Origin of the sequence: Allobosea sp. Root381 (assembly GCF_001429395.1) — a bacterium.
GTDB lineage: Bacteria > Pseudomonadota > Alphaproteobacteria > Rhizobiales > Beijerinckiaceae > Allobosea.
Genome location: NZ_LMJT01000002.1, coordinates 41199 through 65107, shown reverse-complemented (window position 1 = coordinate 65107; position 23909 = coordinate 41199). Strand labels below are relative to the sequence as shown.

24 protein-coding genes are annotated in these 23909 nt (G+C 67.1%); 15 read left to right on the top strand and 9 right to left on the bottom strand.

What is annotated here, in order from left to right:
- Positions 1-10: 10 nt before the first annotated feature.
- The 8 genes from ASE63_RS03910 to hemB form a co-directional block, all read right to left on the bottom strand.
- On the bottom strand, positions 11-1036 hold the full coding sequence (locus ASE63_RS03910) for a DUF2336 domain-containing protein (protein WP_056796888.1): 1026 nt from the start codon (positions 1034-1036) through the stop codon (positions 11-13).
- Between the two features lie 442 nt (positions 1037-1478).
- Complete coding sequence (locus ASE63_RS03905) at positions 1479-2225, bottom strand: arginyltransferase (RefSeq protein WP_056796884.1); 747 nt, start codon at positions 2223-2225, stop codon at positions 1479-1481.
- Positions 2226-2338: 113 nt separating this feature from the next.
- Entirely contained in the window at positions 2339-2689 is a 351-nt protein-coding gene (locus tag ASE63_RS03900) for a hypothetical protein (RefSeq protein WP_056796880.1), read from the bottom strand.
- Between the two features lie 137 nt (positions 2690-2826).
- Complete coding sequence (locus tag ASE63_RS03895; RefSeq protein WP_056796877.1) at positions 2827-3300, bottom strand: RDD family protein; 474 nt, start codon at positions 3298-3300, stop codon at positions 2827-2829.
- A gap of 49 nt (positions 3301-3349) precedes the next feature.
- Positions 3350-4594, bottom strand: a complete 1245-nt coding sequence (locus ASE63_RS03890; protein WP_056796874.1) for a threonine ammonia-lyase — start codon at positions 4592-4594, stop codon at positions 3350-3352.
- Positions 4595-4619: 25 nt separating this feature from the next.
- Positions 4620-5954 (bottom strand): branched-chain amino acid ABC transporter permease, encoded by a 1335-nt coding sequence (locus ASE63_RS03885; protein ID WP_056796871.1) that lies wholly within the window; start codon positions 5952-5954, stop codon positions 4620-4622.
- An 89-nt stretch (positions 5955-6043) separates the two neighbouring features.
- Positions 6044-6415, bottom strand: coding sequence for a GatB/YqeY domain-containing protein (locus tag ASE63_RS03880; RefSeq protein WP_056796869.1), 372 nt, complete (start codon positions 6413-6415; stop codon positions 6044-6046).
- 179 nt (positions 6416-6594) lie between these two features.
- Positions 6595-7635 (bottom strand): porphobilinogen synthase, encoded by a 1041-nt coding sequence (gene hemB, locus ASE63_RS03875; RefSeq protein WP_244491270.1) that lies wholly within the window; start codon positions 7633-7635, stop codon positions 6595-6597.
- Between the two features lie 235 nt (positions 7636-7870).
- Between hemB and ASE63_RS03870 the strand changes: the two genes are divergently transcribed.
- The 4 genes from ASE63_RS03870 (at position 7871) to ASE63_RS03855 (ending at position 11616) form a co-directional block, all read left to right on the top strand.
- Positions 7871-8926 (top strand): enoyl-CoA hydratase/isomerase family protein, encoded by a 1056-nt coding sequence (locus ASE63_RS03870; RefSeq protein ID WP_056796864.1) that lies wholly within the window; start codon positions 7871-7873, stop codon positions 8924-8926.
- A gap of 2 nt (positions 8927-8928) precedes the next feature.
- Entirely contained in the window at positions 8929-9375 is a 447-nt protein-coding gene (locus ASE63_RS03865) for a DUF6163 family protein (protein ID WP_056796861.1), read from the top strand.
- Between the two features lie 205 nt (positions 9376-9580).
- The gene (locus ASE63_RS03860; RefSeq protein ID WP_056796858.1) at positions 9581-10093 is read left to right on the top strand and encodes a winged helix DNA-binding protein; all 513 of its coding nucleotides are present in this window, start codon (positions 9581-9583) and stop codon (positions 10091-10093) included.
- Between the two features lie 281 nt (positions 10094-10374).
- On the top strand, positions 10375-11616 hold the full coding sequence (locus ASE63_RS03855; RefSeq protein WP_082609641.1) for a L,D-transpeptidase family protein: 1242 nt from the start codon (positions 10375-10377) through the stop codon (positions 11614-11616).
- A 158-nt stretch (positions 11617-11774) separates the two neighbouring features.
- On the opposite strand, the gene ASE63_RS03850 is transcribed toward ASE63_RS03855, so the two are convergent.
- The gene (locus ASE63_RS03850; RefSeq protein ID WP_162261713.1) at positions 11775-14279 is read right to left on the bottom strand and encodes an autotransporter outer membrane beta-barrel domain-containing protein; all 2505 of its coding nucleotides are present in this window, start codon (positions 14277-14279) and stop codon (positions 11775-11777) included.
- Positions 14280-14958: 679 nt separating this feature from the next.
- Between ASE63_RS03850 and glyA the strand changes: the two genes are divergently transcribed.
- From glyA to allE, 11 genes are all read left to right on the top strand, one after another.
- The gene (gene glyA, locus ASE63_RS03845; protein WP_056796852.1) at positions 14959-16257 is read left to right on the top strand and encodes a serine hydroxymethyltransferase; all 1299 of its coding nucleotides are present in this window, start codon (positions 14959-14961) and stop codon (positions 16255-16257) included.
- Positions 16258-16345: 88 nt separating this feature from the next.
- On the top strand, positions 16346-16567 hold the full coding sequence (locus tag ASE63_RS03840; protein WP_056796849.1) for a hypothetical protein: 222 nt from the start codon (positions 16346-16348) through the stop codon (positions 16565-16567).
- Entirely contained in the window at positions 16564-17031 is a 468-nt protein-coding gene (locus ASE63_RS03835) for a PIN domain-containing protein (RefSeq protein ID WP_056796845.1), read from the top strand. Before ASE63_RS03840 ends, ASE63_RS03835 begins: the two co-directional genes overlap by 4 nt.
- Positions 17032-17040: 9 nt before the next feature.
- Positions 17041-17544 carry a transcriptional regulator NrdR gene (gene nrdR, locus ASE63_RS03830; protein ID WP_056796843.1) on the top strand — a complete coding sequence of 168 codons (504 nt, stop codon included), beginning with the start codon at positions 17041-17043 and terminating at the stop codon, positions 17542-17544.
- On the top strand, positions 17537-18685 hold the full coding sequence (gene ribD / locus ASE63_RS03825) for a bifunctional diaminohydroxyphosphoribosylaminopyrimidine deaminase/5-amino-6-(5-phosphoribosylamino)uracil reductase RibD (protein WP_056796839.1): 1149 nt from the start codon (positions 17537-17539) through the stop codon (positions 18683-18685). Before nrdR ends, ribD begins: the two co-directional genes overlap by 8 nt.
- Positions 18685-19332 carry a riboflavin synthase gene (locus ASE63_RS03820; protein WP_056796836.1) on the top strand — a complete coding sequence of 216 codons (648 nt, stop codon included), beginning with the start codon at positions 18685-18687 and terminating at the stop codon, positions 19330-19332. The genes ribD and ASE63_RS03820 overlap by 1 nt, the downstream gene beginning before the upstream one ends.
- A gap of 184 nt (positions 19333-19516) precedes the next feature.
- Positions 19517-20026 (top strand): 6,7-dimethyl-8-ribityllumazine synthase, encoded by a 510-nt coding sequence (gene ribH / locus ASE63_RS03815; RefSeq protein ID WP_056796831.1) that lies wholly within the window; start codon positions 19517-19519, stop codon positions 20024-20026.
- Positions 20023-20490 (top strand): transcription antitermination factor NusB, encoded by a 468-nt coding sequence (nusB, locus tag ASE63_RS03810; protein WP_056796828.1) that lies wholly within the window; start codon positions 20023-20025, stop codon positions 20488-20490. Before ribH ends, nusB begins: the two co-directional genes overlap by 4 nt.
- Before the next feature lie 100 nt (positions 20491-20590).
- Positions 20591-21592, top strand: coding sequence for a thiamine-phosphate kinase (gene thiL, locus ASE63_RS03805; RefSeq protein ID WP_056796826.1), 1002 nt, complete (start codon positions 20591-20593; stop codon positions 21590-21592).
- 42 nt (positions 21593-21634) lie between these two features.
- Positions 21635-22840, top strand: a complete 1206-nt coding sequence (locus tag ASE63_RS03800) for an MFS transporter (protein WP_056796822.1) — start codon at positions 21635-21637, stop codon at positions 22838-22840.
- Positions 22841-22892: 52 nt separating this feature from the next.
- A complete protein-coding gene (gene allE / locus ASE63_RS03795; RefSeq protein WP_056796819.1) occupies positions 22893-23693 on the top strand; it encodes a (S)-ureidoglycine aminohydrolase in 801 nt (266 codons plus the stop codon).
- Positions 23694-23909 lie beyond the last annotated feature (216 nt).

Below are 23909 nucleotides of genomic sequence, written 5' to 3'. Positions count from 1 at the left end.
GCCGCCCGCTTCAGGCGACCTTGGCCTTCATGCGGATGAAGCGCATGCCGCGCTCGGCCGCCGTCATGTCGATCTGCGCATAGTGGCGCAGATTCTCCTCGATATCCTTGTCGGCGAACATCAGGCGCCGTGCGCGCAGGCCGAGGATCGCGGCGAAGGCCGGGAAGCCGACGTCCAGCGCGCGGCAGGCCAGGGCGATGCCGCTGACATCGCGCCGCAGCAGCGCCCGCAGCGCCTGCTCGGTGCCGATATTCGAGGCCTTCGCGATGATCTGGGCGAGATGGTAGGCGCGATCCTCTTCGGCGAGCATGATCAGGACGTCGTCGATCGCCCGGGTCTTCTCCTTGATGTCCTTTGCAAGGCGGTTCACCTCGAGCCGCTGCTTGCGGGCCAGCCGCGCGATGGAGGCCGCCTCGTTGGCCGGCCGCAATTCGAGGTCGTCATCCGCACCGAGTTCGGCCAGCATGCGCATGACGCGCTCGGCGCGGCCCTCGCTGAGATCGGAACGGATGGCGACGGTCCGCGGAATCGCGGTGTCCTTGCGGCCGCGCTGCAGCAGGAGGTCGAAGCCCTCCTCGGAGAACTCGGCGCCCTCGTTGCCGCCGACGGTCTTGAGCACGCCGTTGTCGCCGCGCTCGACCAGGATGTCGGTGACGCTCTCCGAAATCCGGACGCGTTCGGCGATGGCGGAGAGATGGTCCTGCGACTGGTTCAGCGCGATCGCGGCGAGGTCGCGATCGGTGAGGACGGGCGACAGCCGCAACACCAGGCGCGCGACCGTGCTCTCGGCGTCGCCGGCCAGCGCGTTGGCGACGCTGCGCGGCAGGTTCGGCTCGGCCGCGACCTCGTCGGCATAACCCTGGCGCGCCTCGGCATCGAGATGTGGGAGCGCACGCAGCGCGATCTCGCCGTAATGATGCTTCGACATACCGGTGGGCTCCGGATCGTAGAAGAACAGATCCGTGACGGCATGGAGCAGCCGCCGCCTTGCGTCCGAGGACGTTTCCGCGGCGAGTTTGAACAATGAGTGCAGCATGACGCCCCTCTCAAGCCTCTCTCGTCATTGGCCGGGCTTGCGCGAAGCCGTGATCAATGTGGACGGCATTGCCGCCATGCAATCATTCTCACGGATTGGTATGAACAAAACCTGTTGCCGGTTACGGACCGGAGGTCGCCGGTCCGGCAGCGTTAACAGTCGCTTGGAGTCCGTTTGAAAGCGCCCGCCCTGATCCCGGGGAACTGGCCGCAAATGGATCGAGCGCTTCTCAAGTCTCCCCGATTGCCTGCCATCACCCTCGTCCTCATTCCGGACAAGCCGCGCCGGCGCACCGGTCCGGAATCCATCATAGAGCTCAATGGCCTCCGATTGGTTCCGGGTCTCCACGGAGCCCGTCCTTGGGCCGGCCAGAGGCCGGATCCGGGGTTGCGCCCCGAATGACGGCGCGGGGATTCGGGCTCGATTGATCGCCGTGTGCGGTCTAGCCGACGCGCTCCCAGCCGTGGGAGAGCAGGCGCTCCTGCGGCAGGAAGCGCTCCTTGTAGGCCATCTTGGGCGAGCCCTCGACCCAGTAGCCGAGATAGACGTAAGGCAGGCGCAGCTTCCGCGCCCGCTCGATATGGTCGAGCACCATGAAGGTGCCGAGCGAGCGCGCCTCCAGCGCCGGATCGAACACCGAATAGACCATCGAAAGACCGTCACTGAGCGTGTCGGTCAGCGCCATGGCGAAGAGGTCGCCCTGGCCGCGGCCGGTGAAGGCGCTGTCGGGCCCGCGCCGGCGGTACTCGATCAGCGAGGTCTCGACATGGCTGTCCTCGATCATCATCGCGAAATCCAGCGCCGACATCGTCGCCATGCCGCCATCGGGGTGGCGTTCGTCGAGATAGGAGCGGAACAGCGAATAGTGCTCGGATCGCGGCCGCGGCGGCAGCGTCTCGCCGATCAGGTCGCTGTTGTGCGACAGCACCTTCCTGAAGCCGCGCGACGGCCGGAAATCGTCGACGACGACGCGGACCGAGATGCAGGCCCGGCAGGTCTCGCAGGCCGGCCGATAGGCGATGCTCTGCGAGCGCCGGAAGCCGCCCTGGCTGAGTACGTCGTTCAGGTCGCGCGCTCTGGCGCCGACGAGATGGGTGAAGACCTTGCGTTCCTCGCGCCCGGGCAGGTAGGGGCACGCGGTCGGGGACGTCAGATAGAATTGCGGGGCATCCCGCAACGGGCGCGTCACGTCAGGCTCGCTCCGGACAGGGCTTGGCGGGACAGTGTATCATTCGCCGTTCTGGCAACAAGCACCGAGCGCCGGCTTGCGCCGGGTCGAAAGAGGCATAGGCGCGACGGAGTTCAGCCGAACATGTTCTGCCGGCTGAGGCCGAGGACATCGTTCACAAGCGCCGCCGCGATGCCGAGCGTCAGCACGACGAGGCCGATCATGAAGAGCCGTCGCGTGCGGTCGTAATGGCTTGCGAGCAACGAATGCCGGCTCATGAGGTTGGAGAACGCCTTGAGCTGTATGCCGATGCCGGTGCCCAGCAGGGCCAGCGGGACGATGTCGATGCGGCTCCATTCATTCGGATTGGCGGCCCAGCGACTGAGGAAGGTCAGCGAGAAGCCGAGAATGATGCCGACCGCCGTCAGCGACCCGCTGCGGAATGTCGAGTCGATCCTCTCGGGTTGATCCGGCTCGGCTGCCATGGCCTTCGTCCGTCTCGCATCGCTCGCGAAGAGAAAGCCAGAAAGCGATCTGCTAGGCAACTGGCGCGGCGCGGCGCGCGGCCCTTGGCGAGCCGGAAATCGCCAAGGGAAGAAGGCAATGGCCGAGGCGGCCGCCTTCAGGCGCGCACCACCACGAGCCCGGTGAGGATGTCGTGGCCGAGGCGACGGTCGCTGCGGACGATGCCGCAGAGGATGTCGAGCAGCCAGAGGCCGACCGTGCCGGCGGCGACGTAGAACAGCAGCGCATGCACGGCCGCCGCCAGGCCGTCGGGGCGGCCGCCATTCACGGTCTCGACCCTGAGGCCGGCCATGCGCATGCCCCAGGTCGCCTGGCGCGGCCCGCCTATCGTGATCGCCGCATAGCCGAGCGCGGTCGCGACCGTCGCGATCGGGATCAGCAGCCAGGTCGCGCCGAAGGTGATGATGCCGAGCAGGGCGAGCGCGAACCAGACCAGCGTGCCGAGGATGGCGAGCACGATGATGTCGCCGATCCAGGCGAAGATCCGCGAGCCCAGCACGCCGCTGACGTCCTGGATGGGGCGGTCACCCATTGCGACGATGGGAGGCCGGTTGGAGCGCGTATCGGTCATCTGTCAGTCTGGTCTCCGGGCGCGGAATGCGCCGTCCGTTTATGTCAGGTCAGCGCCCCGGTTCCGCAAGGCCACGCGGCAAGACGCGATGCGGGGCGAAGCCGTTTTCGCGCAGCGCGGCCTCGATCGCGGCGGAATGGGCGCTGCCACGGGTCTCGACCGTGACGTCGAGCGTCACGCCCTTGGCCGGAACGTCGAGGAAGAGCCGGCCATGGCTGACCTCGAGGATGTTGGCGCCCTGTTCGCCGAGCAGGCTCGCGACCTTGCCGAGCAGCCCCGGCCGGTCGCTCGAGGTCAGGCGGAAGGCGACGATACGGTCCTCCCGCTCGAGCTCGCGCACCATGATCGCGGCGAGCAGGCGCGTGTCGATGTTGCCGCCGCAGAGCACCAGCCCGACCTTGCGCCCGGCATAGCGCCCGGGCTCCTTCAGCATCGCGGCGAGGCCGGCGGCGCCAGCGCCCTCCGCCAGTGTGTGCTGCAGGCAGGCATAGGCGTTGACGGCGCGCTCGATCAGGTCCTCGCCGACCAGCACGATGTCGGAGACCAGGCTCGAGACGATCGGCAGCGTCTGCACGCCGACCGTCTTGACGGCGATGCCCTCGGCCACGGTCGGCCCGCCGACGGGGAGATCGTCGGCGTTGATGGCGTTGAAGAAGGAGGGGTAGAGTTCGGCCTCGACGCCGATCAGCTCGATGCCCGGCTTCAGCGCCTTCGCCGCCACCGCATTGCCGGCCATCAGCCCGCCGCCGCCCAGCGGCACGAGCAGCACGTCGAGATCGGGCGCGTCCTCCAGCATCTCGCGCGCGATCGTGCCCTGGCCGGCCATGATCGCCGGATCGTCATAGGGGTGGACCAGCACGAGCTGCTCCGCATCCGCGAGTTCTCGCGCCTTCTGCGCCGATTCGTAGAGCGTCTCGCCATGCAGGACGACGCGGGCGCCATGGGCGCGCGTGTTCTCGACCTTCACCAGCGGCGTCGTTTCCGGCATCACGATGGTCGCAGGGATACCGAAGCGCCTAGCGTGATAGGCGACGGCCTGGGCGTGGTTGCCGGCCGACATCGCGATGACGCCACGCTCGCGCTCGTCCTCGTCCAACGTCAGCAGCTTGTTGACCGCCCCCCGCTCCTTGAAGGAGGCGGTCGCCTGCATGTTCTCGTGCTTCACCACGACCGTCGCGCCGGTGAGTTCGGAGAGGCGCGGCGCCGGAACGAGTGGCGTGCGCAGCACATGCCCGTCGATCCGCCGCGCGGCCTCGTCGATGTCCTCGGGCGTGATCGCGAAGGGCTCGCTCATGGCCAGGCTTTCCGTTCGTGCTCTGTCAGACATGTCGCGGTGCCAGTGTCCCGTCGCCGAAGAAGCCGCCGGGCCGCAGGATCAGCACCAGGGCAAGCAGGGCGTAGACGGCGATGTCGCGCTGGTCCAGCGGCATCAGCGACGACCACAGCACTTCGAACAGCGCGATGCAAAGCCCGCCGAGCGCGGCGCCTGCCGGCGAGCCGATGCCGCCGAGGATCGCGCCGACCAGTGCCTTCAGCCCCAGCGCGAAGCCGCCGGCGAAGCCCATGCCGCCATAGACGGCCGTGACGATCACTCCCGCCATGCCGCTGGCGGCGCAGGCCAGGATCAGCGCCTTGTCATGCACGGCGCGGGCATCGATGCCGAAGAGCGCGGCGGTGCGGGCATCGTCCGCGACGGCCCGCCAGGCCCTGCCATAGGCGCTGCGCCCGATCAGCAGCAGGAGGCCCGTCGTGGCGGCGAAGCCGGCCGCGGCGACCGCGAGCGCCAGCGGCGTGACGGCCACGATGAAGTCCCCCGCACGCGCCACGGCCCAGGGCTCGTTGAGGACGGGCGGCAGCCAGCGCAGTTCCGGCCCCTGCGACAACCGCAGGTACTCCGACAGTGCGATGGCGAGCCCGATCGTCGCGATCAGCACCTGCTGGCCCGGCGCACGCGCGAGCGGGCGCAGCACGAAGCGGCCCATCGCGAAACCGTGCAGCGCGCAGACCAGGATCGCGACGGCAAAAGCGCAAACCAGACCAGTCGCCGGCGTCGAGGCGGAGAAGGAGACGAGGAGCGCCGCGCCGATGACGGCGGAGAGCGCGCCCAGCGCGGCGAACTCCCCGAAGCTCAGGATGATGCGGCCGGTGAGCCCGTATATCAGGGCATAGGCGCAGGCGAGCAGGGCGTAGATCGCCGCCGAGGGCAGGGCGCTCAGGCCCTGCTGCAGCCCATAGGCCAGCCCGTGCGGCAGCTGCGGCACCGAGCCGGTGCTCAGCGCGCCGGGATCGGGCGGCGGCTCGGCCCGATCCTCGAGATAGAAGCGCCGCAGCAGGTAGAAGCTGGCATCGCTCATCGGCTGGCCGTCATTGGCGATGCCGATCAGCGCGCCGCGCTGCATGCCCTGGCCTTCACCGGCGAAGAGGCAGTCGATCGTGCGCCGCCGGGCCGGACCGCCCTCGCTGCCGGCGACATAGACGATGCGCAGCATGGCAGGGCGCGGGCCCTCGCCGATGCGTTCGATCGCGATCGTGCTGCCCGGCGCGTTGACGGCCGGAATCGCCTGCCGGCAAAGGCGTTGCTGGTCCGTATCGAAGCGCTCGCCGCAGGAGGCGAGCACGAGGCCTAGCAGAATCGACAGGAGGAGAGGGCGCATGCCGCGCGACGGTAGCGTGGCCCGGTCCACGGTGTCATCCCGTGCGCGGTACAGCGCGAAGCGATGCGCCGCAGCTCCATGCGGATCGGTTAGCTCGAACTCTGTGCGTCGAGATGGCGGCTCAGAATCTGGGCTTCGTCCGTTAGCTCCTGAGCCTTGTCGTCCCGGCCCAGGCGCCGATAGTCCTCCGCCGCCTCGTTGCGATTCCGGATTTCTGCTTCGACGAGCACACGCAGATCGTCACGGCTCAGCGCCCGGCGCGGAACCTCGACGGCACTGTCGCCAAAGGCATGGAAGACATATGTGTCGTGCTTGTCGCCGACGGGAACGGCCTGCGCATTGTCGACCGCGGAGATCAGCCCGCGCAGAGTCGTCACCTCGGCGGTCTTTCGGTCGCGCATCGCTGTCCGCAAGTGGGTCTTCAGCATGGCCAGGAAGCCCTGGCTTTCATCCGTCGTCATGTCGATACCGTAGATGTTCCTGGTGCCGCAGTGTCATCCCGTGCGCGGTGCAGCGCGAAGCGGTGCGCCGCAGACACGGGATGGCGTGACCAGAACGCGCCTTATCCTGAAACCGATCCCGCATCTGCGCCGCAGCACTCACGTGCCGCAGCGCGTGCGGGATGACACTCTTGGCTTACTTACGCGCCGGCCTTCAGTTTCTCCGCCACCTTAGGCGCGAAATAGGTCAATACGCCGTCGGCCCCGGCGCGCTTGAAGGCGATCAGGCTTTCCATCATCGCCTTGTCGCCGTCGAGCCAGCCATTGCCGGCCGCCGCCATGATCATCGCGTACTCGCCCGACACCTGATAGGCGAAGGTCGGGACGCGGAAATGGTCCTTCACCCGCGCCACCACGTCGAGATAGGGTAGGCCGGGCTTGATCATCACCATGTCGGCGCCCTCGTCGAGATCGAGCGCGACCTCGGCGATGGCCTCGTCCGTATTGGCCGGGTCCATCTGGTAAGTGCGCTTGTCGCCGACGAGCGTGGCATTGGTCCCGATCGCGTCGCGGAACGGTCCGTAGAAGGCCGAGGCGTATTTGGCCGCATAGGCCATGATCTGTACGTCCTCATGGCCCGAGGCGTCGAGCGCCACGCGGATCGCGCCGATGCGCCCGTCCATCATGTCGGAGGGAGCGATCACGTCGGCGCCGGCATCGGCGAGCGAGAGCGCCTGCTGCACCAGGATCGCGACGCTGGCGTCGTTCAGGACGCGCTCGCCGTCGAGCACGCCGTCATGGCCGTGGGAGGTGTAGGGGTCGAGCGCTGCGTCGCAGATGATGCCGATCTGCGGCACCTCGGCCTTGATCGCCCGCACTGCGCGGCACATCAGGTTGCGCGCGTTCAGCGCCTCGGAGCCGGTCGCGTCGCGCAGCGACTTCTCGACGAAGGGGAAGGGCGCGATCGCCGGAATGCCGAGCGAGGCGGCGTGGACGCTCTGGCGCACCGCCTCGTCGATGTTGAGCCTGTCGACGCCGGGCATCCAGGCGACGGGCGTGCGCGCCTCGCTCGAATCCATCAGGAAGAGCGGCCAGATCAGGTCGTCAGTGGAGAGGTGCGTCTCGCGCACCAGGCGGCGCGACCAGTCCGCCTTGCGGTTGCGGCGCATGCGCCGGGTCAGCCCCAGCGACGTGGCAGGCGCATCGCCCTGGCGCGCCAGCGGGGTGGGGAATGGCCGCACGACCCGAGATTCCATAGGATTTCTAGCCCCAAGCGAAATACGCCATGCCTGCGGGAGGCGCCCATGCGCTGCGCCCGCTGCATCTTATTGCCGGCTCTCTTACCACATCGGAACGGTTCCAATATAGGGCGCATGGTCGCAATGCCGACCCGCGCCGTGCGGGGCCGCGCGTTGACAAGCGCTGCCGCCGCAGCCCAGAACCGGCCGCATCGGATCGATCGGGACGAAAGACTGCATGTCGCAAGACGCCGAGATCATTTGCGAGCTGCGCGGGGCGGCGGGCGTCGTGCTGCTCGACCGTCCGAAGGCGCTGAACGCTCTGAGCCTCGGCATGGTGCGCGAACTCGCCCGCGCGCTGGACGCCTGGGAGCATGATCCCCGCGTCGAGCGCGTCGTCGTGATGAGCACCAGCGAGAAAGCCTTCTGCGCCGGCGGCGACATCCGCGCCCTGCACGATCTCGGCAAGGCCGGCCGCCATGACGAGATGCTCGCCTTCTGGCGCGAGGAATACGTCCTCAACGCCCGCATCAGGAATTACCCCAAGCCCTATGTCGCGCTGATCGACGGCATCGTCATGGGCGGCGGCGTCGGCATCTCGCTGCATGGCGGTTACCGAATCGCTGGTGACCGCTTCCTCTTCGCCATGCCGGAAGTCTCGATCGGCTTCTTCCCGGATGTCGGCGCGACCTATGCGCTGCCGCGCCTGCCCGATGCAGCCGGGACCTATCTTGCCCTCACGGGGGACCGCGTCGGCACCGCCGATGCGCTCTCGATCGGCCTCGCTACCCATGCCGTGCCGAGCGCCCGGATGCCGGAGCTCGCCGATGCGCTGACGCGGCGCGAGGCGTTGGACGAGATTCTGGCCGGCTTCAGCCATGATCCCGGCGCGCCCAAGCTTTCCGCGGCACGCGCGACGATCGCGGAATGCTTCGGCGCCGGCAGCCTGCCCGAACTGCTCGCGCGCCTCGATGCGGCCGCTTCGGCCGGCAGCGGCTTCGCGGACAAGGTCCGCCGGACGCTCGCCACGAAATCGCCGACGAGCGTCGCGATCGCCTTCGAGCAGATGAAGCGCGGCGCAAGAATGGATTTTGCCGAGGCCATGCGCACCGAGTTCCGCATCGTCTCGCGGGTCATCGAGGGCCATGACTTCTACGAGGGCGTGCGCGCCGTCGTCGTCGACAAGGACCAGGCGCCGCAATGGCGCCCGGCCTCGATCGATGCGCTCGATCCGGCCGCGATCGCTGCCTATTTCGCGCCGCTCGGCGCTGGCGAACTGGCGCTGGAGGCCTGAGCTTGGGTCTGATCGGCGAGGGCGACGTCCTGCGCGGGGCGCGGGTCGATGACGGGGCAAGCGGCGAGCCGGCCTCGACGCGCTGGCGTACCACGCTGGTCTGGCTGCTGCGCATCCTGTCGGTGCTCTGGCTAGCCAAGGGCCTGCTCGCGTGGGCTGTGATCTTCGGGATCGGCGGGCTGAGCCAGCCGCCCTTCGAGGCACGCCTCCTGAGCTTCCAGGCGATCGTGGTCTATTTCGCGGTGATCGACCTCGTCGCCGCCGTCGGGCTCTGGCTGACCTCGACCTGGGGCGGCGTGCTCTGGCTCCTGGCTGCGATCAGCCACCTGCTGCTCGGCTTCTTCTTTCCGGGCCTGCTGCCGATGACGCCCTGGTTCGTCGGCAGTTGCATCGGGGCGATCCTGGCCTATTTCCTGGCGACATGGGCAGCCGAGAACGAAAGCTCCTGACCAGCCAAGCCGTTCGATTGCGGCGAGTCATGGTAACAAACGCTTTAGCTTAAGCGTTTCTGGCTTCATTTTGGATTCACCCAAAGGGGTAAATCTCCGATTCATCCTGATATTTAAACTCGTTTTCATCCGTGCCGCCTATGGTGTTTCTCAGAAGCGGATCGGGAGAACAATCCTGACCGATATCCAACAGGCGGGATATACAATGCAAGCGAGCGTCAAGACTTCGGTTGTCGAAAGGTCTGAAGAGGCCGACCTGAAGGTGAAGCCTCTCTACCTCGAGTCCCTCACTCTCGTGGAGCGGCTGCATCGCCGTCTGCTAGACGTCATCAAGGACGAGTTCGAGCGGCGCGGCCGCGACGACGTCAACAGTGTCCAGGCCCTGCTGCTCTACAACATCGGCGATGCCGAGCTCAGCGCCAGCGAACTGCGGACGCGCGGCTACTATCTCGGCTCGAACGTTTCCTACAACGTCAAGAAGCTGGTCGAGCTCGGCTATCTCCACCACGCCCGCTCGCGGATTGACCGCCGTTCGGTGCGCATCAGCCTGACCGAGAAGGGCGCGGAAGTGCACAATCTCGTGAAGGGCGTCTATGACAAGCACGTCCGCACCGTCGAGCAGATCGGCGGAATCGCGGCCGACGACTTCGAGCGGATGAACAATGCCCTGCTGCGCCTGGAACGCTTCTGGACCGACCAGATCCGTTACAAGCTCTGATAAACACGGCCAATCCGCCGTCGGCGGATGCGCAGCATAGTCCCAAGGCTCCCGGTCGACTGCCGGGAGCCTTGTGCATTTCGGCCACAACCACCGGCATTCCTCTTGCCGATGCGCGCCGGGCGCGGAGCGCCCTAAATTCGCCGCTCTCATCACGCGACGTTAACCGTGCTACGGCAGCGTCGCCTGGACGCGAGCTTTTCCCGTGCGAGGCGGGAGAGGGCGTCCATGCGGCGTTTCTGCGTGGGCGTGCGAGACGGACGAGTTTGAAGAGGATTGCGATGTCGACGACGAGCCTGACCCGCCGAGAAACCGTTCTGGGGCTGCTTTCGGGCGCCGCAGCGACCACGGCCGTGCCGGCTTTCGCCCAGCAGGCGGAGTGGCGCCAAAGCTATGATTCCGGAGCACGCAACGCGGTCGCCCGGTCCCATACCCCGATGCTCTCTGCCGAATCGCTGCAGGCGACCGAACAGGCGATCGCAGCCTATCGCGACCTCGCGACCCGCGGCGGCTGGCCCACCGTCCAGATCGCCGAGAAGATGGGCGTCGGCTCGCGCGGCCCCGGCGTCGTCGCGCTCCGCCAGCGCCTGATCATCACCGGCGACCTGCCCGCCAATGCCGGCAACAGCAATGTCTATGACTCCTATGTCGAGGCGGGCGTCCGCAATTTCCAGGCCCGCGTCGGGCTCTCGACCACGGGCGCGATCAACCGCTCCACCATCGCGGCGCTGAACGTGCCGGTCGATCGGCGCATCCGCCAGCTCGAGACCAATGTGGTGCGGCTGCGCACCTGGGCGGGCAATCTCGGCAATCGCTATGTCGTCGCCAACATCCCGGCCGCGATGGTCGAGACGGTGGAGAACGGGCAGGTCGCGACCCGCCATGCCGCCGGCGTCGGCAAGATCGACCGCCAGTCGCCGCTGCTGCAGACCAGGATCCCCGAGGTCAACTTCAACCCGACCTGGACGGTGCCCGCATCGATCATCCGCAAGGACCTGATCCCGAAGATGCGCAAGGAGCCGACCTACCTCACCGAGAACAAGATCCGCATCATCGGCCCGCAGGGGGAGATCGCGCCCGAGCGCGTCAACTGGAACTCCGACGAGGCGACCCGCTACACCTTCCGCCAGGATCCGGGCGGCGAGTTCAACTCGCTCGGCTTCGTGCGCATCAACATCCCGAGCCCGCACGGCGTCTACATGCACGACACCCCGGCCAAGGGCATCTTCGGCGACGATTTCCGCTTCGTCTCCTCGGGTTGCATGCGCATCCAGAACGTCCGCGACTATGTCGCCTGGCTGCTCAAGGAGACGCCCGGCTGGGATCGCGCCAAGATCGACGAGACGATTCAGTCCGGCGAGCGGATCAATGCCCGCATCGCCAACCCGGTGCCCTGCTACTGGGTCTATGTCACGGCCTGGGCGACGCCGGATGGCGGCGTGCAGTTCCGCGACGACATCTACAACAAGGATGGCCTCGGCCCGGCGCCCGTCGCCTCGCTGCAGGGCGAGCAGGACATCTGAGCCGCTTCGCGCGGATTGTATGGGGAAGGGCCGGCGGGTGACCGCCGGCCCTTTGCGATTTCAGTTCGGCGCCTGGACGACAGGCTAGCCGGACCGAAGGTCGACGGCTGCTGTGTGCCAGGGGCTTCTGTGCCGTCGTGATCGCGCGTCAGCTCAGCTCAGAAAGCCCAGCGCAGATTGGCTGTCCCAGCATAGCTGCGGACATTGGAGGAGAATTCGCCATCGAAGCGTGCGCCGGCCGTCATGGCCGGCGAAAGCTTGATGTCCAATCCCGTCGAAACGAGCGCGGCATTGCGGTCGGGTTGAGCGCCGCGAACGGCGAAGGCTGCCCCGGGCAGTGCTGTCAACGAGGCCGACATTACATTGTCCTGCTTGAAATAATGTGCCCAGGCTGCGCGCAGGAAAGCGGTTGAACGCAGCCCGCCGAGCGCGAACTCGGCCTGGACCTTGGCGCCGAACTCGCCTCGCGAGGTCAGGCTGTCGCGGCCCGAGACGGTGACGCCGGCCGCCAGCTGCGTGACGGCGTCGCGCTCGGTAAAGCCCGGCTGGCGCACGGACTGAAACTGACCGGCCATGAAAGGCGTCACCGTCCAGCCGGCCATCCGCAGAGCGTCATAGCCGGCCTCGATCCGGCCGCCCCAGACCTCCGCACGATACTCGCCAGTGACACTTTGGCCGAGCACCGGGATCGAACGCGTGGTGAATGTGTCGAGCGAGGCGTAGCCCAGCGTCGCGCCGAAGGAGAAGGCGCCGAATCGCGTCATCCCGTACAGCGCCGCCTGCAGAATGTCGGCGCGCGTGCTGGAAAGACCATCGCTTTGGGTCGAACGCACCTCGCCGGCGCCGACGGCCACTCCGACGATGGTGTCCGGCAGCAGTTTCAGGTCGATGCCGACGGCGAGCAGGCCGCTCGAGCCGCTATTGCTGCGGGTGCCGGTCAGGCGATCGCCATCGATACGCGTCTTGCTGCCGGTCGCCGCTGCCCATACACCGTAGTTGCGTGCGGGCTCCGGATAGGCGGAGAAGCTCGGCCCCTTGCGCGTCGGCAAATCGCCGCTTCCGGTCGAGGAGGCATAGGCGGCGAACCCGATCTCCGGTCCGGAAGCCGAGGTGTCGACGGGGCCGTTCGAGCGGCCGGCGAGGTTCGGGTCAAGCGTCGTCTGCATGAAGCCAGAGGCCGTTTGCGCCGCGGCGGCGGGCGCGCCGGCGTGCGTCTCGCCCGTCAGCTGGCCGAGCGCCTGGATGATTTGTGCCGGGGTGCGCTGCGCGAAAGCGGAGAACAAGGCAGATGCGTTGCCACCGTTGCGGATGGCGAGGTCGATCGCGCGCGAGATCGATGTGACGTTGCTGGGGGCCGGTTGGTTTACATACGGCTGGTCGCCAGTGCCAGCTGCCGTGATGGCATCCGTGAGCGAGGTTGGCTTCAATGTCAGTTCGACTTTATCCCTGCTGTAGCTGATCTTGGACTCGACGGCTGCGCCGAAGCTCCCGACCGTCTCGACCGTTCCGAATGTGCCGGCAACGCTGTTCGCGCTGAGCAGAGTGTAGGGCGTGTTGAAGGTGTAAGGTCCGCCGAGGGGGATGAGTTGCAGCTTGCCGCCGAGCGACGCCGAGCCGGCGACGTTCACGCGGTCGGCCGCGGCGCCCTCGACGTCGACCTGATAGGTTGCGCCGGAGCCGATGACGAGCGATCCGTTCACGGTCATCGTCCCGGCGCCTTCGAGCATGCCGGGGGAAAGCGTTCCGCCTTGCATCGCCAGATGGCCGGCGATGGTTCCCGACCCGATGACTTGGCCACTGGCGATCGTCGCCCGCATGCGCAGCGTTCCGTCGACGATGATCGCTCCTGAATTCTGCTGGTAGGCGCCGCCAGCGCCCACCGAGCCTCCGGCGCCGATTATGACCAAACCAGTGTTCGATATCTCCGAGAGTTTGGTGTCGTGAAGATAGTTGTCGAAGACGCCGCTATTGTTCAGGACGACCGCTCCGTTGAACGAACTGTCGCGGTTGGGAGCCCACACGCCTGCATTGTTGAGGACGGCCGTCGAGCCCGCGGCCGTGGAGCCCGCTCCAAGCAGCCGGGCGCCGGCTTTGTTGTTGAGGGTCAATTCGATGCCGGCGCTGGTCGCGAAAGCGTAGCCCCCGGCGGCAGCCGCGATCGTTGCGCCGATATTGTTGTCGATCGTGACCTTCGATAAGCCGGGAAACGCCCGCGAAAACGACAGCGCGTTCTGCGCGTTGGTGGCGCGCACCGTGCCGAAGTTCGCGAGAGTCGCTCGAGCCTGATCCTCGATCCAAACGACGGGCAGAGTCGATGCGGCGTCGCGCGTCAGCGATTTACCGCCAGCTATATGGATAGCGGCAACCGACGTCGCAGTTGTCGAGAAGAAATGCACGCCGCCGACGGCGTTGGCATTGAATGTGACCTTATTCGTGGACGTCCCATATTGCGCATTCACACTGACCGCATTGCCGGTCAGGCCGCTGATATTGATATCTCCGCCGACGGTTATGTTGACGAGGCCGGGATCGGTAGAATTTGTGTTTCTATACGTAATTCCTGAGGCGTGGCCCGATATGGTTCCGAGATTTGTTGTGCTAATATGCGTGTTGCTACTTGTATTCGTATCGACGGATATGCCATCTCCGGTAAGATTAAACATTCTTGCGTTTATGTTCGATATGTTGATCGATCCGGCCCAATTTTGCGGAACGTTCGCAGAAACGATAATTCCTCCACTGCCTGTGAAGGTGCTCTGTTCTGTCGTGTGTCTTCCCATTACGCTGATGCCGTGACCGCCGATTATATTTAATGGCGCCCCGAAGTGAGCCGGCGTGTCAGTGGTCGATTTTCCTATGTCTACTAAAACAGAGCGAGGAAATTCGGGTATTGTAAAGCCTTGCGTTGCTTGCGCTCCTCCGGGAAGGGGGCCGCAAAAAATATGGGAATTTATCTGGGAGGTCGAGCAAAGGTTCGCTTTTGCCGGTGTGTTTACAAGTAAAAAGCAGGAAAAAGGGTAGAATACGCAAGTGATTATTTTCTTAAATTTCGCAGTCGTCATGGACAGTGGCCTCTAGAGGGGCGAGTCTGCCAGACTGTGCAGTCGCGAAAGGCCAACCTATCGTAACGGCATGGCGTGTCGAGGTACCGGCCGGGACAGTTTATTGAGTGTTGCGGATCCGCCACGTTGAACGGCGCTATGCGGCCCTGAGCGGAAATCGCGGCAACCTTTTGCCGCGCGACGATCCGCCATCTATCGCTTGGACTGCTCCCCGGCCGCGTGATAGGGACGCCGCGACCGAGCCGGGCGCCGACCGGCCTTTGAACTTCAGGAGCCGGACATGACCGAAGCCGCGCTGGACAAGCACCTCTCGAACTCCTTCTTCGGTGCCTCGCTGGCCGATTCCGATCCGGAGATCGCCCGCGCCATCGAGCTCGAGCTGGGTCGCCAGCGCGACGAGATCGAGCTGATCGCCTCCGAGAACATCGTCTCCCGCGCCGTGCTGGAAGCTCAGGGCTCGGTGATGACCAACAAATATGCCGAAGGCTATCCGGGCCGGCGCTACTATGGCGGCTGCCAGTTCGTCGACATCGCCGAGAAGCTCGCCATCGAGCGCGCCACCCGCCTGTTCGGCTGCAGCTTCGCCAATGTCCAGCCGAACTCCGGCAGCCAGGCCAACCAGGCCGTGTTCATGGCGCTGATGCAGCCCGGCGACACCTTCATGGGCCTCGACCTCGCCGCCGGCGGGCACCTGACCCATGGCGCGCCGGTCAACCAGTCCGGCAAGTGGTTCAACGTCGTCTCCTACGGCGTCTGCGTCGTCGACCAGGTCATCGACTACGACGCGCTCGAGCGCCTTGCGCGCGAGCATAAGCCCAAAGTCATCGTCGCCGGCGGCTCGGCCTATGCCCGCCACTGGGATTTCGCCCGCTTCCGCGCGATCGCCGACGAGGTCGGCGCCTATCTCTTCGTCGACATGGCCCATTTCGCCGGCCTGGTCGCGGGCGGCTCGCATCCCTCGCCGTTCCCGCACGCCCATGTCGCCAGCACGACCACGCACAAGACCCTGCGCGGCCCGCGCGGCGGCATGATCCTGACCAATGACGAGGCGCTGGCCAAGAAGATCAACTCGGCGATCTTCCCGGGCATCCAGGGCGGCCCGCTGATGCATGTCATCGCGGCCAAGGCGGTGTCCTTCCAGGAGGCGCTGCAGCCCGAGTTCAAGGCCTATGCCCATGCCGTCGTCGCCAACGCCAAGGCCCTGGCCGAGACGCTGAAGTCGAAGGGCTTCGACCTCGTCACCGGCGGCACCGACAACCACCTGATGCTGGTCGACCTGCGCTCGAAGAAGATCACCGGCAAGGCCGCGGAAGCAGCCCTCGGCCGCGCCCACATCACCTGCAACAAGAACGGCATCCCCTTCGATCCCGAGAAGCCGATGGTCACCTCCGGCATCCGCCTCGGCACGCCGGCGGCGACCTCGCGCGGCTTCGGCATCGCCGAGTTCCAGAAGGTCGGCGAGCTGATCGCCGAGGTGCTGGACGGTCTCGCTGCCAATGGCGAAGAGGGCAACGCTGCCGTCGAGCAGGCGGTGAAGGCCAAGGCGCAAGAGCTGACGGCGCGCTTCCCGATCTATTGAGGGTGCGATCCGACGAGCTTGCGAAGAGCGCCCTACGGGATTACATACATGTCGGCAGGAGGTTTCTATGAGCCGGCAGAGCGTAACCATGCGTGAGCTTCAGAAGCTGTCGGCGGGGGCCATCCAGGCCCTCCCGCATCCCGTTCCGATCAAGAGCGGTTCGGCGACGATCGGCCTGCTCGTTCCGGTCAGGAGGCCGGATGTTGCGGCGCTGACAGAGATCGAAGACGAGGCCCGTCGCGACTACGATTCGTTGTCGCCGGAAATGCGGGCGAAGATCGACCGATATTTCGCGGGTGGGGACGCTTGAGTCCTCGGTCTCCGACGCCGATTCTGATCGTCGATACGAACATCGTGCTTGGGGCGGTATTCGGCCGGAGCGATGCCTTCCGCCTTTCCGACGTCGCGATGAGCCGCAGCCTGATTTGCTCGCGCGATATGGTGATCGAGGCCGCTGCCGTTGTCGATCGAGTCTTGCCGGGCGAGGAAAGAGCCGCGGTGCGCCTGATCCGATCCTTTCAGGCGATCGAGGTGGTCGAACGTCACGTATATGTACCGAAGATCGAGGCAGCTCAGCGCTCGCTTCGTTTGGCGCCTGCCTCCCGAAACGGCAGCGAAAAGGATGCTCACGTTCTCGCGCTCGCCTGGACCTACGATGCCGACATCTGGTCGCATGATCGCGACTTCGCCGGCACCGGCTGGCCGTCCTGGTCGAGCGCCAACCTTGCCGCCGCCCTCAGCGAGGAAGCTGCGGCCCCCGCCGTCGAACGCTGAAAGCCCGCCATGCGCTGTCCCTATTGCGGCTCCCTCGATACGCAGGTGAAGGACTCCCGTCCCACCGACGACCATGCCTCGATCCGCCGGCGGCGGGTCTGCCCGGATTGCGGCGGCCGCTTCACCACTTTCGAGCGCGTCCAGCTGCGCGATCTGACGGTGGTGAAGCGCTCGGGCCGGCGCGCGCCCTTCGACCGCGACAAGCTGCAGACCTCGATCGAGCATGCGCTGCGCAAGCGCTCCGTCGTCCCCGAGCGCATCGAGCGGCTGGTCAACGGCATCGTGCGCCAGCTCGAAAGTTCGGGTGAGGCCGAGGTCGCGAGCTCCGCCATCGGCGAGCTCGTCATGGAGGGGCTGAAGTCGCTCGACGACGTCGCCTATGTCCGCTTCGCCTCGGTCTACCGGAATTTCCGCGAGGCCAAGGACTTCGAGGATCTGCTCGGCCAGCTCGGCTCCGACGAAGCCGATCCCGAAGCCAGGGCGCCGGCGGCGCCGCCCCGCAACGATGACTGAGCCCGACCGACGCCAGGCCGCGATCGACCTGGCCTTCATGCAGCAGGCGCTCGATTTCGGGGCGCGCGGGCAGGGCACGACCTGGCCGAACCCATGCGTCGGCGCCGTGGTGACGCAGGACAGCCCGGACGGGCCCGTGATCGTGTCGCGCGGGCACACCCAGCCCGGCGGGCGGCCGCATGGCGAGGCCAACGCCTTCGACAAGGCCGGGCCGAACGCCGCGGCCGGCGGCACGCTCTACGTCACGCTCGAACCCTGCTCGCACCGGACGATCCGCGCCGCGATGCCCTGCGTCGAGCGCACCATTCTCTCGGGCGTCCGGCGCGTGGTCGCGGCGATGGCCGATCCGAACCCGCGCTTCCGCGGCCTCGGCTTCGCGCTGCTGCGGACGGCCGGGCTCGAGGTCGCGACCGGCGTACTCGAGGACCAGGCGCAGCGCGCCCATTGCGGCTATGTCCTGAACGTCACGCAGGGGCGGCCGATGGTGACCTTCAAGATCGCGCGTACTGCCGACGGCTATGCCGGCGGGCCCGGCGGGACGCGCATCAATGTCTCCTGCCCGGAGGCTGGACGCTGGGTCCATCTCCAGCGCGCCCATCACGACGCCATCATGCTCGGCATCGGCAGCGTGCTCTCGGACGACCCGATGCTGACCGTGCGCCTGCCCGGCATGGCGGGTCGCTCGCCGATACGCGTCGTGCTGGATTCGCAGCTGCGCCTGCCGCTCGGCTCGCAGCTGGTAAAGACTGCGGCCGAAGTGCCGGTCTGGGTGATCGCGGTCGAGGGGGCGTCGGTCGAGCGCGAGCTGGCGCTGGTCGCGGCAGGCGTCGAGGTGATGCGCGTGTCCGCCGATGGCGATGGCCATCTCGATCTGGGCGAGGCGCTGCGGCTGCTGGGGACCCGCGGCATCACCCGCGTTTTCTCTGAGGGCGGGCCGGGCGTCGCCGAGAAGCTCGGCCTCGCCGGGTTGCTCGACGAGGTCATCGTCTCGACCTCGCCGAAGTCGCTCGGCGAGCCCGGTATAGTCGCCCTGCGCCCGCCACTTGCGGCGCTGCTGGCCGATCCCGATCTGTATCGGCTTGCGGAGACCGGCCTGATCGGCCACGACCGTTTCGATTATTTCGTGAGGAAGACAGGCTGATGTTCACCGGAATCGTCACCGCCATCGGCACGGTCGTCGAAGCCGAGCGCAAGGGGCCGAGCCTGAAGCGGCTCGCCATCGCCTGCCCCTATGACGCCGCCGGCATCGAGATCGGCGCCTCGATCGCCTGCGCCGGCGTCTGCCTGACGGTGACGGCGCTGAAGCCCCGCGCGGATGGCGAGCCGGGCTGCATCTTCCAGGTCGAGGCCGCGGCCGAGACCCTGTCCAAGACGATGGTCGGCGATTGGGAGCCGGGCACCGCGATCAATCTCGAGCGCTCGCTCAAGGTCGGCGACGAGCTCGGCGGCCATTTGGTCACGGGCCATGTCGACGGCGTCGGCCGCATCCTCAAGATCGAGCCGATCGCGCCCGATCCGGACGAGCCCTGGGGCGCCACGGCCCGCTTCCACATCCGCGCGCCGCAAGGCCTGCCACGCTTCATCGCCGCCAAGGGCTCGATCTGCCTCGACGGCACCTCGCTGACCGTCAACACCGTGGAGGACGACGTCTTCACTGTGCTGCTGATCCCGCATTCCTTCAGCGTCACCACCTGGGGGGCGCGGGGCGAGGGCGATCCGGTCCATGTCGAGGTCGATCTGATGGCGCGCTATGCCGCGCGGCTTGCGGAGGCGCGCGGGCAGGGCTAAGAGCCGGTCTCAACTCAGCCCTATCCTGAGGAGCCGCGGAACGCGGCGTGTCGAAGGATGCTCCAGAGCGAACTGGACCCTCCTTGGAGACGCCATTTCTGACGAAATGGCTCCGCAGGATGAGGGCTGTTGGTGTTTCGGGTCTGCGGGCCCGGCACACCCTGCATTCGAGAGGACAAGAACCATGGCCGGACCCCGGCAGACCTCGGCCGATCAGGCCGCAACTCCTGCCGTCCCGCTGGACGGCGCGCGCGTGCTCGTCGTCGAGGCGCGCTTCTACGACAAGCTCGCCGACGAGCTGCTGGAAGGCGCGCTCGCCGTGCTCGACAAGGCGGAATGCCGCGTCGACGTCGTCACCGTGCCCGGCGCGCTGGAGATCCCCTCGGCCATCGTCATCGGCATGCGCGCCGCCGACGAGGCGGTCGATCCCTATGAGGCAGTGATCGCGCTCGGCACCGTCATCCGCGGCGAGACCGGCCATTACGACATCGTTGCCGGGGAGAGTTCGCGTGCGCTGATGGACCTGTCCGTCGCCTTCGCGCTGCCGCTCGGCAACGGCATCCTCACCGTCGAGAGCGAGGCGCAGGCCTGGGCTCGCGCCAACCGGTCGGAGATGGACAAGGGCGGCGGCGCCGCGGAAGCAGCGCTCGCCGTGCTGCGCTACAAGCGTTCCCTCGGGGAGCAATCGAAATGAGCCGGGCCGAAATGCGGCGGGGCGCACGGCTCTCCGTCGTGCAGGCGCTCTACGAGATGGAGATCGGCGGGCGCGGCGTGGTCGAGGCCATGGCCGAGTTCGAAGCGTTCTGGATCGGCCGGGAGGTCGAGGACATCGAGCTGCCCAAGGCCGAGATCACCTTCTTCCGCGACCTGCTTGGCGGCGTCGTGCGCGAACAGCGCCTGGTCGACCGCTCGGTCGACCAGCTTCTGGCCGAGGGCTGGCCGCTGAAGCGGATCGAGGCGGTAGTTCGCGCCATCTTCCGCGCCGGCGCCTATGAGCTCGCCTTCCGCAAGGACGTGCCGGCCCGTGCCGTGATCTCGGAATATGTCGCCGTGGCACGCGCTTTCTACGAGGGCGAGGAGATCGGCATGGTCAACGCCGTGCTCGACAAGCTCGCCCGCGACTTCCGCTCGGACGAGTTCGACGCCCCGGCGGCGTGATTGCGCGTCATTGCGAGAGCAGCGAAGCAATCCAGGGGCGGCAGAGCTCTACGTCTCCTGGATTGCTTCGCTGCGCTCGCAATGACGAAGGAGGGCGAAGATGACCGCGCAAGGTAAGGAACGCCCCGGCGAATTCGAGCTGATCGCCCGCCATTTCGCGCCGATCGCCGGCAGCGGCGCGCTCGGCCTGCTTGACGATGCCGGGCTGCTCAGGCCGGCGCGCGGCTATGAGCTCGTCGTCACCGCCGACGCGCTCGTAGCCGGCGGCCATTTCTTTCCGGACGACCTGCCGGCCTCGATTGCGCGCAAGGCGCTCGCCGTAAACCTCTCCGACCTTGCGGCCAAGGGCGCCCGGCCGGACGGCTTCGTGCTCTCGCTCGCCCTGCCCAGGAACTGGACCGAGGATTGGCTCCAGGCCTTTGCCGCGGGCCTCGCCGCCGTCGCCGGCGAGCACCACTGCCCGCTGATCGGCGGCGACACGGTTTCGACCTCCGGCCCGCTGACGCTCTCGATCACCGCCTTCGGCAGCGTGCCAGCCGGCCGCATGGTGCTGCGCTCGGGCGCGAAGCCCGGCGATCTCGTGCTCGTCTCCGGCACGATCGGCGACGGCGCGCTTGGCCTGAAGGTGCATGGCTCGGCCGCACCCGCCTGGGTGTCGCGGCTGGGCGAGCCGGAGCGCGCCTTCCTGGCGGACCGCTATCTCCATCCACAGCCGCGTCTCGCCCTTGCTGATGCGCTGCAAAATCACGCTTCGGCCGCGATGGACGTGTCGGACGGGCTCGTCGGCGACCTCGCCAAGCTGTTGAAAGCCTCAGGTGCCGGGGCGGAGATCGATCTGGACGCGGTGCCGCTGTCGCCGGCGGCGCGCGCTGCGATCATGGCCGATCCCGCATTGGCGGAACTGGCCTGGACCGGAGGGGACGATTACGAAATTCTCTGCGCGGCCTCCGAGGGAGAATATCCTGCTCTGGCCGCAGCGGCGCAGGCCGCCGGAATCGCGCTGACCCCGATCGGTCGCGTGACGCCTGAGGCCAGCGTGGCACGGTATCGCGAACAGGGCAGGGCGCGCAGCTTCGCGCAGGGCTCCTTCGCTCACTTTTGAGGGCGGCCGTCGAAGCGCCGTCCCGTTAAGGGCGGCAGACGCATGAACCAGCATGTTCCGGTCGCGGATGGCGATACTCTCGCCAAGCGCAATTCAGTCGTCCTCGCCTGCGCCCAGGCGCTGGGCGGCTCGAGCCCGCCGATCGTCATCTCGCTGGGCGGCATCGTCGGGGCGCAGTTGGTCGCGGACAAGGCGTTCGCGACGGTCCCCGTCAGCCTGATGCAGCTCGGGATTGCCTTCGGCGTCATCCCCGCGGCCATGCTGATGCGGCGGCTCGGGCGCCGCAACGCCTATCTGCTCGGCGCGCTGATCGGCGCGGCCGCGGCCAGCATCGCCGCTGCCGGCACGAGTGCGCGGCTGTTCTGGCTGTTCTGCCTCGGCACCTTCATGTGCGGGCTCTATGGCGCCTTCGTGCAGAGCTATCGCTTCGCCGCCGCCGACACCGCGACCGACAGCTTCCGGCCCCGCGCCATCGCCTGGGTGATGATGGGCGGCATCGCGGCGGGCGTCATCGGCCCGCAGGCGGTGTACTGGACGCGCGACCTCACGCCGGACGCACCCTTCGCCGCGAGCTTCCTCGCCCAGGGCTGCTTCGCGCTGATCGCGATGCTGGTGATCCTGCAGCTGCGGGCCCCGCCGGTCGCGCCGGTGCCGCAATCGGGCGGGCGGCCTTTGTCCGAGATCATGCGCCAGCCGCGCTTCATCGCTTCTGTCACGGCCGGGCTCGTTACCTACGGGCTGATGAGCTTCCTGATGACCGCAGCCCCGCTCGCCATGATCGGCTGCGGCCATTCGGTGGGCGACGCGGCGCTCGGCATCCAATGGCATGTGCTCGCCATGTTCGCGCCGAGCTTCTACACCGGCCGCCTCATCGCTCGCTTCGGCAAGGCCCAGGTCACCATCGCCGGCCTGCTGCTGACGGCAATTGCCGCGATCGTCGGGCTTTCAGGGCTGAGCGTCACGCATTTCTGGGTCGCGCTGATCCTGCTCGGCATTGGCTGGAACTTCGGCTTCATCGGCGCGACCGCCCTCGTCACCGACTGCTACCGGCCGGAGGAGCGCGTGAAGGTCCAGGCCGCCAACGATTTCCTCGTCTTCGGCTCGGTTGCCATCGCCTCTTTCTCCTCGGGCGGCCTGCTCCATGCCGGCGGCTGGGACAGCGTCAACTGGCTCGTCTTCCCGCCGGTCGTGGTGGCCATGGCGCTGGTCGCCTGGCAGGGACTTGGCCGGCGCGCCGTGGCAGCCTGAGCGCTGGCCGATTCGAGCCAAGACTTTCGAGCCAAGACGACGGAGACCCGCAATGCGCCCCCATCAGCTTCCCCAGGTGCCAGGCCGCCCCGCCGTCGGTGCGATCGGCCACAACCGTGGCGTCGTGGCGCGCAACTATGCCTTCATGCCGCCGGAAGGCGTCCTCGTCAGCCGCCTGCCGCATTTCGAGAAAACGATCGTGCGCATCCTCGCCGCGCCGGTGCTCGGTGCGCGCTTCGCGCAATACGTGCTGGAGATCGAGCCCGGCGGCGGCACGCGCGCGCCCTTCGCCGAGGAGGGCATCCAGCATTTTTACTACGCCCTCTCCGGCGAGGCGGCCTTCGCGCTCGACGGTCAGCCTACCACGGCCTTCGCGAAGGGCAGCTTCGCCTACATCCCGCCGGGGACCTCCTTCACGCTGCGCAACGACAGCCCCGACAAGGTGCGTGTGCTCGCCCTGCGCAAGCGCTACGAGCCCGCACCGGGCTTCAGCGTGCCCGAGCCGATCCTCTCGCATCAGGACAAGGTGCCGGTGACCAACCACACCGGGATGGAGGGGCGCGGCTTCCAGTTCCTGCTGCCCTACGGCGACCTGCGCTTCGATTTCGAGATGAACCTGATGTGGTTCAAGCCCGGCGCCAGCTTCCCCGATGTCGAGACCCATGTGATGGAGCACGGGCTCTACATGCTCGAAGGGCAGGGGCTCTATTTCCTCGGCCGGGACTGGCACGAGATCTGGGCGCAGGACTTCATCTGGATGGGCGGCTACTGCCCGCAGCAGTTCTATCCCACCGGCTTCGACGACGCCTGCTACCTGCTCTACAAGAACGTCAACCGCGACGTGGCGTTGTAGGGGCGGCGACCTGCACCGGAAGGCGCCCCGACCTTGCGTCAGCTGCGTAACGTCTCGTTTGCGCTTCCTCGCGAAACTTGCCACAAATTCGCCTGACACTGGCGACGCGAAGCGGGCCTTGAGTCTCTTGGCCCGCTTTTCCTGTGCCTGACGTCCAAAACGGCAAATGAGGAGCGACAGCGCTCCCGATCGGTCGGAAGCTCAAGGTCAGGAAAT

Excerpts from the sequence above, each read along its gene's own strand:
- ASE63_RS03820 (WP_056796836.1), top strand. The coding sequence starts at position 18,685 with ATGTTCACCGGAATCGTCACCGCCATCGGCACGGTCGTCGAAGCCGAG.
- thiL (WP_056796826.1), top strand. The coding sequence starts at position 20,591 with ATGACCGCGCAAGGTAAGGAACGCCCCGGCGAATTCGAGCTGATCGCC.
- ribH (WP_056796831.1), top strand. The coding sequence starts at position 19,517 with ATGGCCGGACCCCGGCAGACCTCGGCCGATCAGGCCGCAACTCCTGCC.
- ASE63_RS03800 (WP_056796822.1), top strand. The coding sequence starts at position 21,635 with ATGAACCAGCATGTTCCGGTCGCGGATGGCGATACTCTCGCCAAGCGC.
- nrdR (WP_056796843.1), top strand. The coding sequence starts at position 17,041 with ATGCGCTGTCCCTATTGCGGCTCCCTCGATACGCAGGTGAAGGACTCC.
- ASE63_RS03855 (WP_082609641.1), top strand. The coding sequence starts at position 10,375 with ATGTCGACGACGAGCCTGACCCGCCGAGAAACCGTTCTGGGGCTGCTT.
- nusB (WP_056796828.1), top strand. The coding sequence starts at position 20,023 with ATGAGCCGGGCCGAAATGCGGCGGGGCGCACGGCTCTCCGTCGTGCAG.
- ribD (WP_056796839.1), top strand. The coding sequence starts at position 17,537 with ATGACTGAGCCCGACCGACGCCAGGCCGCGATCGACCTGGCCTTCATG.
- ASE63_RS03850 (WP_162261713.1), bottom strand. The coding sequence starts at position 14,279 with ATGTTTAATCTTACCGGAGATGGCATATCCGTCGATACGAATACAAGT.
- ASE63_RS03910 (WP_056796888.1), bottom strand. The coding sequence starts at position 1,036 with ATGCTGCACTCATTGTTCAAACTCGCCGCGGAAACGTCCTCGGACGCA.
- ASE63_RS03860 (WP_056796858.1), top strand. The coding sequence starts at position 9,581 with ATGCAAGCGAGCGTCAAGACTTCGGTTGTCGAAAGGTCTGAAGAGGCC.
- ASE63_RS03840 (WP_056796849.1), top strand. The coding sequence starts at position 16,346 with ATGCGTGAGCTTCAGAAGCTGTCGGCGGGGGCCATCCAGGCCCTCCCG.
- glyA (WP_056796852.1), top strand. The coding sequence starts at position 14,959 with ATGACCGAAGCCGCGCTGGACAAGCACCTCTCGAACTCCTTCTTCGGT.
- ASE63_RS03890 (WP_056796874.1), bottom strand. The coding sequence starts at position 4,594 with ATGAGCGAGCCCTTCGCGATCACGCCCGAGGACATCGACGAGGCCGCG.
- ASE63_RS03895 (WP_056796877.1), bottom strand. The coding sequence starts at position 3,300 with ATGACCGATACGCGCTCCAACCGGCCTCCCATCGTCGCAATGGGTGAC.
- ASE63_RS03885 (WP_056796871.1), bottom strand. The coding sequence starts at position 5,954 with ATGCGCCCTCTCCTCCTGTCGATTCTGCTAGGCCTCGTGCTCGCCTCC.
- ASE63_RS03900 (WP_056796880.1), bottom strand. The coding sequence starts at position 2,689 with ATGGCAGCCGAGCCGGATCAACCCGAGAGGATCGACTCGACATTCCGC.
- ASE63_RS03870 (WP_056796864.1), top strand. The coding sequence starts at position 7,871 with ATGTCGCAAGACGCCGAGATCATTTGCGAGCTGCGCGGGGCGGCGGGC.
- ASE63_RS03880 (WP_056796869.1), bottom strand. The coding sequence starts at position 6,415 with ATGACGACGGATGAAAGCCAGGGCTTCCTGGCCATGCTGAAGACCCAC.
- allE (WP_056796819.1), top strand. The coding sequence starts at position 22,893 with ATGCGCCCCCATCAGCTTCCCCAGGTGCCAGGCCGCCCCGCCGTCGGT.